Genomic DNA, 12,585 nt, shown 5'->3' on the forward strand with positions numbered 1-12,585 from the left:
CCGGGCCGAGCGCCGAGAGAGCGCAGGTGCCACGCGAGCTGATTGGCGCGAGCGTCGAGCTGGGCGAAGGAGAGAGCGGAGTCCTCGAAGCGGACAGCCTCCGCGCCAGGAGTACGAAGGACCTGGGTCTCGATGAGCGAGTGCAGGGACACATCGCGCGGGAAGGGCTCGGTGCGGCCCTGGAACTCCACCAGCACCTGGTGCCGCTCCTCCTCGCCCATCAGCGGGAGGCGCTGCACCGGCAGGTCCGGTGAGGCCACCACGGTGCGCGCGAGCACGTTGAGATGCTCGACGAGCCGCTCCATCGTGGCGTCATCGAAGAGCTTCGCGGCGTACTCGAAGCGGCAGGCGAGTTCGCCATGGCCTTCGACGACCTCCAGGCTCAGGTCGAACTTCGACGTCCCCGTGGCGATGTCGAGCTGGCTCAGCTTGAGCGTCTGGTGCGAGGTCTCCGCGGGGGGCGTGTTGATGACGTTGAGGACGACCTGGAAGACCGGCGTGCGGCTCTGGTCTCTCGGCGTCTGGAGCACTTCAATCAATCGCTCGAAGGGCGCGTCCTGGCGCGAGAAGGCGCCCAGTGACTGCTTCTTCACGCGCCCCAGCAGCTCGCGGAAGGTCGGCGCCCCCTCGAGCTGGGAGCGCATGGCCAGCGTGTTGACGAAGCAGCCGATGAGGCCCTCCGTCTCCGGCTGCGTACGGCCCGCGATGGGGATGCCGACGGCGAAGTCGTCCTGGCCCGCGTGGCGGCCCAGCAGCGCCTGGTACAGCGCCAGCATCACCATGAACGACGTGGCGCCCTCCTTGCGACCGAGGGCGAGCAGGGGCTCCGTCACCTCGCGGCTCAACACGAAGCGCAGGCTGCCGCCCTCGTAGGACTGCACCGCCGGACGCGGCCGGTCCACGGGCAGCTCCAGCGCGGGCACTCCGACGAGCTGGTCCTTCCACCAGCGGATTTGACCATCGAGGATCGCGCCTTCCAGCCACTCCCGCTGCCAGACCGCGTAGTCCGCGTACTGCACGGGCAGCTCGGGCAGGGGATTGGGGATGCCCGCGCTGAAGCACGCGTAGAGCACCGACATCTCTCGCGCGAGCACCAGCGAGCACCATGCATCCGAGATGGCGTGGTGCATGACCATGTTGAGGACGTGGTCCTGAGGCCCCATGCGCAGCAACACCGCGCGGATGACCGGGCCCTTGTCCAAATCGAACGTCTTCGCGCCGTTCTCCTGGCAGCGGCGCAGCAGCTCGGACTCGCGCTCTTCAGGCGTGGCTCCGGCCACTTCCTCCAACGGCATGGGCAGGCCACCGCCGGCATGGATGATCTGCACCGCGCCGTTCTCGGTGAGCTGGTACGTGGTCCGCATCACCTCGTGACGCTGCACCAGCGTGTTCAGCGCGGCCTGGAGCGCGTCGGTGTCCAAGGGGCCCACGAGGCGGAAGCTGGAGCTGTTGTTGTACGCGGTGCTCGTCGGGTCGAGCTGCTGGAGGTACCAGAGGCGCTGCTGCGCGAAGGACAACGGCAGCGGCCTGTCTCGCCGTGCCCTCGGAATCCCCGTGGACGGGGTGGACACCGTGGCTGCTCGGGACGCGGAGCTCTCCGCCTTCGGTGCGGGCGACTTCGCGGCGGGCGCGGGTGGCTTGGGCACCTGGACCTGGACGTTCTCCACTCGGCCATCCGCGCGCAGGCGCGCATGGCGGCCCGTGCGGAACACCTGCGATGCACCTCCCAACGGATGCGCCACCAGCCGGCGACGCTCCTCTTCCTCGGAGCGCCACAGGCCCGAAGGCAGGCCCGCGCCTTCCAGCGCCAGCTCGCCGACGACTCCCACCGGAACGGGCTGGCCCGCGCCGTCGAGAATCCACGGACGAAGGCCGGAGGGGATGCGCTCCTCGGGGCCTCGGGGCACCAGCGCGCCTTCACGTGCGCCGCCCGCGAGCAGGACCTGGAGTCCGGAGCTCTGATGCAGCGTCGCGGCCAGCTCGGGGGACGCCCCATCGAGCACCAGGGCCCCCACGGGGCCCAGCGCCTCACGGGCCCCTGGCAGTTCGGTCAGCGTGCGCGCCAGGCGCGCGGAGGTGTGCAGGAGGACGCGACTGGACTGGCGCGCCAGCTCCAGCACTTCGCCCACGCCCTGGTCGCCCTCCACCAGCACCTGCTCCTGGCGTGTCGCGGCTTCCTCTATCAGCCGGTCTCGAATGGCGGAGAGCTTCTCCAGCCCCTTGAGCACCACGGGCGTCTCCAGCCCGAAGTCGATGAGCGCGGCGATCTCATCCACGTCCGCCACGCGCACGTCGAGCAGCCGCTTGAAGCCGCTCTCCACCGTGCCGATGAGGCCCGTGCCCTTCGCGTGATGCTCGAAGGTGTGCTCCAGGAGGGTGTTGATGTCCTCCTCGGAGACCTTGTCGATTTCACCCTGGTGCCCCTGGGCCGCGAGCAGCGTGGCGGTGATCTCCGCCGAGCTGCGGAAGTAGCCGAGCAGCGGCTTGCGCACCGTGCGAAGGACTTCCTGTTCATCGTCTCCGATGAAGGCGTGCAGCATCACCGTGACGTGGCCTCGGCCCGGGTGGCCGTTGCGACGCCAGGCTTCTCGGTACAGGGCGACCCTCTGCTTCAGCTCGTCGATGGACAACGCGAGCAGGCCGGTGAGCACGCCCGCGCCCACCTCGCCGGCCAGTCGGAACGTCTCCGGATTGCCCACGGCCGTGAGCCAGACGGGCAGCTCCTTCTGCACGGGCTTCGGACGCAGGCCGACCTCCACCGTGACTCCGCCGCCACCCAGCCGCTTCATCTTCTCGCCCCGCCACAGCGAGCGCAGCGTCGCCAGGTGCTTCATCAGGATGTTGCGGCGGTCCTCGAAGTTGCCTGGAGCGAACGAGAAGTCCGCCACGTGCCAGCCCGTGGCCACCGACAGGCCCACGCGTCCACCGGAGAGGTTGTCCACCACGGACCACTGCTCGGCGACCTGCATCGGGTCGTGCAGGGGCAACACGACGCTTCCGGAGCGCAGGTGTATGTGCTTGGTGACGGTGGCGAGCGCCGCGGCGACCACCGCCGGCTGCGGATAGAGGCCGCCGAACGAGTGGAAGTGTCGCTCGGGCGTCCAGACCGCGGAGAAGCCATGGGCGTCCGCGAACTTCGCGCCTTCGACGAGCAGCTCGTACTTGGGACCCGTCATCGAGTCCTCATCGTTCGCGAAGTAGATGAGGCTCATGTCCATCGGCTGGGTGCGAGGACCGCCGCCTTGCAGTCGCACCAGTCGCGCGGACACCTGCTCGGAGGGGAACGCCACGCGCAGGCCGCGTGAGAGCGCCCACAACAGCTCCAGCTCGGGACGCTCCGTCGACGTATCCACTGCCGCGAGCCACGTGCCGCCGTCCGACGGACGCAGGCGTTCATCCATCGCCGTGAACAGCTCCGCCACGGCGTGGTGGTCCAACGTCCACGCCGGCTGGCCCGCACCCGAGGGCAGCAGCCAGGCCGCCGCGTCCGCGCGGGTTCCGCGAGCGCCCGTGCTCGCGGGCACGGAGGCATCGAGGAGGTCCTCCAGATACAGCGTGCGCGCGGCATCGAGCTTCGAGGAGGTGACGACCCCACGCCAGGTGATGAGCAGGGGCGAACCGGCACCCTGATGCGCATAGGTCGCGAGCCCACCCAGGTCGGTGGCGCCGAGGGCCACCACCGCGCCTCCCGCTTCGAGGACGCCCCAGAGGACCGCCAGCTTCGCGGGGGAGGGCGGCAGGCAGACGGCGACGGGGGCGCCCGGAGTCACACCGGTGGCGCGCAGCCGCGCGGCGACATTGTCCGCGCGCCGGGTCAGCTCCGCCCAGGACCAGGACTGGTCGCCGATGATGGCGGCCACGGTGCTCGGGTTCTGCTTCGAGCGCTCGGCGAGCTGGGCCGGGATGGAGGTGGAGGCGCGCACGGGACGCGGCGCGGGCCAGGTGGCGCGGTCCGCCTCGGTGGCCAGGGGCAGCCGCGAGACGCGCTCATCCGGCCGAGCCATCGCGGACGCGAGCAACACGTGGAGATGGGCCACCATCCGACCGGCGGTCTCCGCGTCGAACAGCTCCGTCGCGTACTCGAGGGCGCCGTGGACTCGGCCGGATTCGTCACCGAGCACGAGCGTCAGGTCGGACAGGGTGGTGCCCCACTGCACGGGGCCGTCCGGGACTTCGACGATGGAGCCGCGCACCCCGGTCATCTCCAGGGCCGCCGCGCCGCCGCCGATGCCGCTGTGGAACACGAAGACGGTGTCCGTCATGCGTCCACGCCCGATGTCCTTGCCGGGGACGAGCGCTTCGACCAGGTACTCGAACGGCACGTCCGGACGGGACTGGACCTCGTTCAGCTCCTGGCGCACGCGGTTGAGCAGCTCGCGGAACGTGGGGTCGTCCGCGAAGCTGGTGCGGAACGCGGCGGAGTGCGCCACGTAGCCGATGAGCGGCAGCAGCTCCGGGCGGGTGCGGTTGCCCAGGGGCGTGCCGACGATGATGTCCGTCTGCCCGCTGTAGCGGTGCAGCAGCGTCTGCCACGCGGCGAGCACCAGCATGTACGACGTGAAACCCTCGCGCTTGCCGAACGCGCCCAGCTCGCGGGCGAGGGCGCGTGGGAACTCCACGGGCAGACGCACGGAGGTGAGCGGGCAGCTCGCGGGGCGCTTGCGGTCCGTGGCCACTTCGAGCTGACGCGGCATGCCCGCGAGCCGCTGGCGCCACCACTGTTCCTGTTCGGGGAAGCGGCCCTCGCGGATGCCTCCGCGCTGCCACGCGCCGAAGTCCGCGTACTGGATGGGCAGAGGCGGCAGGGGCGACGGGCGGCCCTGCTTGAAGGCGCCGTAGAGCTGCACCAGCTCGTTGATGAAGAGCGCGGTGGAGAGGGTGTCGCAGACGACGTGGTGGATGCTGCCCAAGAGCAGGTGGTGCCGAGGCTCCAGCCGGAGCAGCGAGGTCCGGATGACGGGACCGTTCACCAGGTCGAACGGGAGCATCGCCTCCTCGCGAGCCAGGCGCATGGCCTCGGCTTCGCGCAGCTCGGGTGTGGTGCCGTGCACGTCGACGACGGGGAGGGGGATTCGCACGTCATCGTGGAAGCGCTGGACGGGCCGGCCGTCCACCACGTCGTACGTCGTGCGCAGGGCTTCGTGTCGGCGGACGACCTCCTGGACCGCGCGTGCCAGCGTGGCAGCGTCCAGGTCTCCTTCGAGCCGGAGGACGAAGGGGATGTTGTACGCGGAGAGGCCGGGGAGGTGCTGCTCCAGGCGCCAGACCCGCTCCTGGACGAAGGAGAGTGGCAGCTCGCCCGTGCGGGGCAGCGGGACCAGGGGCAGCTCTCGCGTCGGCGCGGCGACGGGGGCCTGTCGCAGGAGAGGCTCCAGGCGCAGGGCGATGCCGGCCACGGTGGGGGCCTCGAACAGGGCCGCCAGTGGAAGCTGTACGCCGAACGCTTCGCGGACCTGATTGAGGAGCTGCGCGGCCATCAGCGAGTTGCCGCCGATCTCCAGGAAGTCGTCATCGCGACCCACGAACTCCAGGCCCAGACGCTCGCGCCACAATCCCGCGAGCCGCTCCTCGATGGCACCCCGCGGCGCATCCTCGCGAGCCGGCGTGACGGACACGGGCTCAGGTTCCGACGCGACGGGTAGCGGAGGTGGCGCTACCGGTGCCACGTGAGCGGGCCGGATGTCCGAGACCACCGCCGGTGCTCCGTATGCCGATGACTCCGACGGAGTGACCAACGCAGGCGGTGGCATCGGCGCTGTCGTCGCGAGATGGCGAGGCTCCAACCCGGAGGCCATCACCGTTCCAGACGGAGGTCCCGCGACCGGAGTCGGTGCCCCGGAAGCGGCCTTCAGCTGCACTGCCTCCGAGACGACCAGGGGCTGCACGGGAGCCGTCCCAGGCTTCGCCTCCACCCAGACGCGCTTCTCCTGGAACGGATACGTGGGCAGATGCAGGCGATGGCGCTGCTCGTGCGCGAACCAGGCCGACCACTCCACCGCCACGCCCTGGGTCCACAGCTCACCCACTGACGCGAGGAGGCTCGCGTGCTCCGGCGTGGAGCTGCCCCGTCGAAGCGTGGCGAGCGCCTTCACCCGGTCCTTGTCCTGGCCCAGCGACGCGCGCACCAGCGGCGTCAAATCCTGACCCGGCCCCACCTCCAGCAACACGCTGCAACCCTCTTCAAGCAACACGCCCACCGCATCGGCGAACAACACGGGCTGGCGCATCTGGTCGGCCCAGTACTGAGGCTCGGCCAGTGCTCCCGCCCGCGCCCACGCGCCCGTCACGCTGGAGGCGTAGCGCACCGTCGGCTCGGACCGGCGCAGCGAGGCCACCACCCGCGACATCTCGGGCATCAGCGGCTCCACGTCCGCCGAGTGGAACGCATGGGGCGCGGGCATCCGCACCACCCCGACGTCCCGGCGCTTCAGCGTCTCCTGGAGTTGCTCCACCTCGGCCACGGGGCCCGCGACGACGCAGCGGTCCACCGCGTTGACCGCCGCCAGCGACAACCGCCCCGTCAGCAGCGGCTGCACCTGCGACTCTGGCAGCGCCACCGCGAGCATCGCGCCCGGAGGCATCCGGTGCATCAACTCGCCTCGGGCCACGGCCAGCTTCAACCCATCTTCCAGCGACAGCACGCCGGAGACGCAGGCCGCGGCGTACTCACCGAAGCTGTGTCCCAGGACGGCGTGGGGCTTGATGCCCCAGTCCATCCACATCCGCGCGAGTGAGCATTCGACGGTGAACAGCGCGGGCAACGCGACGCGAGTATCCGCGAGCAACCCCGCGTGCTCCGCCTCCTGACCCGGCGCGGAGGTCAGCAACGCGCGGACCTGGGCGCGCAGCGTCGGCGTCAGCAGCTCCAGGCACGCCTCGACATGTGCACGGAACGTGGGCTCGGTGTCGAGCAGCTCACGCCCCATGCCCAGTTGCTGGCTCCCCTGGCCCGGGAAGATGAACGCGATGCGGCGGCGCCGCGCGGCCTCCGGGTCCTTCACCTTCGTCGGCGTGAAGGGCTTGAGGAGCTGCCGCGTCAGCTCGGCCGCGTCGCGAGCCACCACCACGCGGCGGTGCTCGAAGACCTTGCGGCCCACCGCGAGCGTGAAGGCCGCATCCGCCACGGGCAGGGCCTCGGCATGCGTCTCCGCGTGGGAGGCGAGCTGCTTGGAGGCCGCATCCAGCGCCTCGGGCGTGCGCGCGGACAGGACGAACAGGTGATGCGTGCGGGAGCTGCTGCCGCTCGGAGACATCGTGGACTCCTCGAGCACGGCGTGGGCGTTGGTGCCGCCAATGCCGAAGGAGCTGACCGCGGCGCGCCGCGGGGTCTCGCTCCTCGGCCACGGCCGAAGGGTGGTGTTGACGAAGAAAGGCGTGGTGTCGAAATCAATCTGCGGATTGGGGCGCTCGAAGTGCAGGCTCGGAGGAATCTCCCCGTGCCGAAGCGACAGCGCGACCTTGATGAGGCCCGCGAGCCCCGCGACGGTATCCAGGTGGCCGACGTTCGACTTGAGCGAGGCCAGGGCGATGGTGCCCCGGTGCTCGGGCCCCAGGCCGTAGGCGCGCTGGAGCGCCGTCACTTCAATCGGGTCTCCCAGCGGAGTCGCCGTGCCGTGCGCCTCCACGTAGCCGATGTCCGACGCCGACACCCCGGAGCGCGCGAGCGCCTGCCGGATGACCGCGGACTGGCCCTGCACACTGGGCGCGGTGAAGCCCGACTTGTCGCGCCCGTCGTTGTTGGTCGCCGTCGCGCGAATCACCGCGTGGATGGCATCGCCGTCCCGCTGCGCATCCTCCAGGCGCTTGAGGACGACGCAGGCCACGCCGTTGCCGGAGACGGTGCCCTGCGCCGCCGCGTCGAACGAGCGGCAGTGCCCGTCCGGCGAGAGAATCATTCCCTCCTGGTACACGTAGCCCGTGCGCTGCGGCACGGACAGTCGAGTCGCCCCCGCCATGGCCACGTCGGACATGCCGGCGAGCAGGTTCTGGCAGGCCAGGTGGACGGCCACCAGACCGGTGGAGCACGCGGTGTGGATGAGGACGCTCTCACCCGTGAGGCCCAGCTTGAAGGACGTCTTCGTCGCCAGGCTCTCGTGGGTGGCCGTGCCGTAGAGCTCGAAGAGCGCGGCGCCATCCAGCGGCACCGTGGCGCGCACCGCCTCCGTGTAGCCGGAGTCGATGGCCCCCGCGTACAGGGAGATGGCCCCGGGGAAGCGCTCGGGGTCGATGCCCGCGTCTTCCAGCGCCGTCCAGGCCGACTGGAGGAACAGGCGCTGCTGCGGGTCCAGCCACTGCGCCTCGCGCAGCGACATGTCGAAGAACGCATGGTCGAAGCGGTCCGCGCCTTCGAGCACTCCTCCAGCCGGGACGAACGCCGGGTGCTGGTTCAGGTCGATGCCCTCGGGGAGGCCGGGCATGCGCTCCAGCTCCTCGGGCTTGAACCAGGAGATGGACTCCACGCCTCCGCGCAGGTTGTGCCAGAACTCGTCCACGGACTTCGCGCCGGGGAATCGACCCGCCATGCCGATGATGGCGATGGCCCCGGAGGTGGAAGGCCTGGACAGGGGACGCCGAGGCTCGGGCTCCGCTTGCGGTGTCGCGGCAGCGGCCTCGGACTGCGCGCCCTGTTTCTCCAGCACGCGGGCGAGGCCCTGCACGGTGGGGTGCTCGAACAGCCACACCACGGGCAGCGGCTGGCCCAGCTCTTCCCTCAAGCCTGCGGCGATGCGCACCACGGAGAGCGACGTGCCGCCCAGCTCCTCGAAGAGGTGGTCATGCACGCCGACGCGCTCGGTGCCCAGCTCCTTCGCCCAGATGGCGGAGATGCGCTGCTCCAGCGGATTGGCGGGCTCCACGAAGCGGCCCTGTCGCCCGGTGGACGCGGCGTCCGGTTTCGGCAGCGCCTTGCGGTCCACCTTGCCCGTGGAGCTGAGCGGGAGGGTGGGCAGCGTGACGATGACCGAGGGCACCATGTACTCGGGGAGCCGCTGGCGCAGCCCCGCGCGCAGGTTGGCCGTGTCCAGCGTCTGGCCCTCCCGCGCGGAGACGTAGGCCACCAGTCGCCTGTCACCCGCGACGTCCTCGCGAACGATGGCGGCGAACTCGTGCACCGCGGGCTGCGCGGCCAGGGCGGCTTCCACTTCGGACAGCTCGATACGGAAGCCACGGATCTTCACCTGATGGTCCGTGCGACCGATGAACTCCAGCACCCCTTCGCTCCGCCAGCGGACGACGTCTCCGGTGCGGTAGAGCCGCTCACCCGGAACGCCGCCATGGGGATTCGGGACGAAGCGCTCGGCGGTGAGGTCCGGACGCGACACGTAGCCTCGGGCCACACCCGGGCCACCGAGGTACAGCTCACCGGGGACACCCACGGGCACCAGTTGCTGCCGGGCATCCAGGACATACGCCTGTGTGTTGTCGATCGGCGTGCCAATCGGGAACGAGACGCCCCCCGGCATGGGGCCCTGGAGGGAGTAGGTCGTGGAGATGACCGAGACCTCGGTGGGGCCGTAGGCGTTGGTCATCGACCCACGCACCGACGACAGCGCGCGATGCGCATGGGGCGCGGAGAGGACCTCGCCGCCGACGTGAATCTCCTTCAGGCGCGCGAGGATATCGGGACGGTGCTCCACGAGCTGCGCGAAGAGTCCCGACGGCAGGTGGGTGAACGTGACGCCGTGTCGCGCCATGACTTCGCCCAGCGTGTCCAGGTCGCTGGGGACGGCGTTGGCCGGGTAGATGACCACTCGGCCGCCGTGCAGCAGCGACGGGCACAGCTCCAGCACCGAGCCATCGAACGAGATGGGTGCCAGCAGGATGCTCGTCTCATGCGCGCCGTACCGCGCATACCGCTCCGCGTGGCACAGGCGCAGCAGGCCCCGGTGCTCGATGGCGACGCCCTTGGGCCGCCCCGTGCTGCCAGACGTGAAGATGACATACGCGAGGTCGCGGGGACCGGCTCCGGAGCCGGGGGGCGTGGCGGGCCACGAGTCCAGCTTCAGCTCCTCCAGGAACAGGCGCTCCATCCCCGCGTCGGGGAGCGAGAGCCGCTGTCCGAGCGCGCGTGAGGAGACCAGCAGCTTCGGCCGCGCATCCTCGACCATGAAGGCCAGGCGCTGGGCGGGGTAGGCGGCGTCGAGCGGCGCGTAGGCGCCGCCGGCCTTCATGATGGCCAGGATGGCCACGACGACGTCGAAGCCGCGCTCCAGGCACACGGCCACGAGGACCTCGGGCCCCACGCCGCGAGAGCGCAGCAGGTGCGCGAGGCGGTTGGCCCGTGCCTCCAGCTCCGCGTATGTCAGCCTCTGGTCACCGGACTCCAGGGCGATGGCCTCCGGACGCAGGCTCGCCTGTCGCGAGAACCCGTCCACGAAGGTGGCCTCCGCCGGGTAGGGCCGCGCGGTGTCATTCCACTCGACGACGAGCTGACGGCGCTCCTCCGCGGAGACCAGGTCCAGGGTCCAGAGCGCGCGGTCCGGAGCCGCGACCACGGCTTCGAGCAGGTTGCGCAGATGGCTCGCGAGCCGAGCCACGGTGGGGGCGTTGAACAGCTCCGTGCTGTATTCGATGACGCCGCGCAGCCCGTCCGCCTCCTCCACCAGGACGAGGCCGAGGTCGAAGCGCGCGGTGTCGTTGTCCACGTCGAGCTGACGCAGCGTCAGGCCCGGCACGCTCATCGTCGGAGTGGGCGTGTTCTGGAGCGCGAAGACCACCTGCACGAGGGGACCGCGTCCGAGGTCTCGTTGAGGTTGCAGCTCTTCAACGAGGCGCTCGAAGGGGAGGTCCTGGTGCTCGTAGGCCGCGAGGGTCGTCTCACGCACCTGGGCGAGCAACGCGCGGAACGAGTCCTCCGGACGCACCCGCGCGCGCAGCACCAACGTGTTGACGAAGAACCCGACCAGTCCCTCCAGCTCTCCGTGGCGGCGGCCCGCGATGGGGGAGCCGACGAGCAGGTCTTCCTGCCGGCTGTAGCGTGAGAGCAGCGTCTGCCACGCGGCCAGCAAGGTCATGAAGGGCGTGGCCCCGGCCTGTCGTCCGAGCGCGACGACGCGGTTCACCAGCTCGCGTGGAAGCTGGAGGGCGTGCGAGGCACCCCGCGGCGTGCGCAGCGCGGGGCGCGGTCGGTCGGTGGGCAGGTCGAGGACGTGAGGCGCGCCTTCGAGTCGCTGCTTCCACCAGGAGACCTCCTTGGCGAGCGTCTCGCCCTGGAGCCACTGGCGCTGCCACGCCGCGAAGTCGACGTACTGCACTGGCAGCGGAGACAGCGCGGGGGCCTTCTGGGTGGAGAAGGCCTCGTAGGCCAGGGCCACCTCGCGCACCATCACGGACAGGGACCAGCCGTCCGAGATGATGTGGTGCATGACGAGGACGAGGACGTGCAGCTCCGCGTCGAGCTTGAGCAGCACGGTGTTCAAGAGCGGCCCCGCGCTCAGGTCGAAGGGCTGGCTGGCCTCTTCGGCGGCGTACTTGCGGGCCGCGGCGTCGCGTTCCGATGGAGCGACGTCGGTGAGGTCGACGAGCGGCAGGCTCCAGGGCTTGTGCGGATGGATGGTCTGGGTGGGCTGGCCATCCTTCAATGCGAAGGTCGCGCGCAGAGGCTCGTGACGGGAGACGAGGAGGTCCAGGGCTTGTCGCAGCGCCTCGGGGTTCAACGCGCCTTCGAGCCGAACCGCGCCGGAGACGTTGTACTGGGTGCCTCCGGGCTGGACCTGGTCCAGCAGCCACAGCCGCTGCTGCGCGAAGGACAGCGGCAGCTCCCCATCGCGAGGAATGGGACGCAGCGGCGGCACCTGGGAGGGTGTCGACCGGAAGAGCATTCCCTCTTCAACCAGCTCCGTGACGCGGGCCACGGTGGGGGCGTCGAACAGGGCGTGCACGGGAAGCTCGACGCCGAACGTGGTGCGGATGCGAGAGACGAGCTGGGTCGCCAGCAGCGAGTGTCCGCCGAGCGCGAAGAAGTCGTCATGCAGGCCCACGTGCTCGACACGCAGCAGCTCGCGGAAGGCGGTCGCGACGCGTTGCTGGAAGGGCGTGAGTCGTTCTGGTGCGGTGGGCACGGGCGTGCCTCCCGAAGCGGTCGGTGTCACCGGGGCCGGGAGTGCCTTCCGGTTCAGCTTCCCACTCGGGGACAGTGGGAAGGCCGGGAGGGACACAAAGGCCGAGGGCACCATGAAGGTGGGCAGGCGGGCCGCGACGTGGTCCTTCAACCCGGTCGTGTCGGACGAGGAAGACTCCTGGACCACGTAGGCGACGAGGCGCTGGTCACCGGGAGAGTCCTCGCGAACAAGGACGACGGCGTCACGGACGGAGGGGTGAGAGAGGAGCGCGGCCTCGATGTCACCGAGTTCGATGCGGAAGCCACGCAGCTTCACCTGGAAGTCGGAGCGGCCGAGGTACTCCAGGGTGCCGTCGGGGAGCCAGCGAGCGACGTCACCGGTGCGGTAGAGGCGCGCCTGGGGCGAGTCGGAGAAGGCGTCGGGGATGAAGCGCTCGGCGGTGAGCTGGGGCCTGCGCCAGTAGCCGAGGCCCACCTGGACGCCGCCGATGAAGAGCTCCCCTGGGACGCCAATGGGAGTGGGCTGT

1 protein-coding gene is annotated in these 12,585 nt (G+C 70.5%); it reads right to left on the reverse strand.

Translation table 11 applies throughout. The annotated features are described in order from the left end of the window. Positions 1-12,585: non-ribosomal peptide synthetase/type I polyketide synthase (locus G4D83_RS44805; RefSeq protein WP_163871108.1), on the reverse strand; the 12,585-nt coding region annotated here is incomplete at both ends.

It is taken from the genome of Myxococcus eversor (assembly GCF_010894455.1).
Lineage (GTDB): Bacteria > Myxococcota > Myxococcia > Myxococcales > Myxococcaceae > Myxococcus > Myxococcus eversor.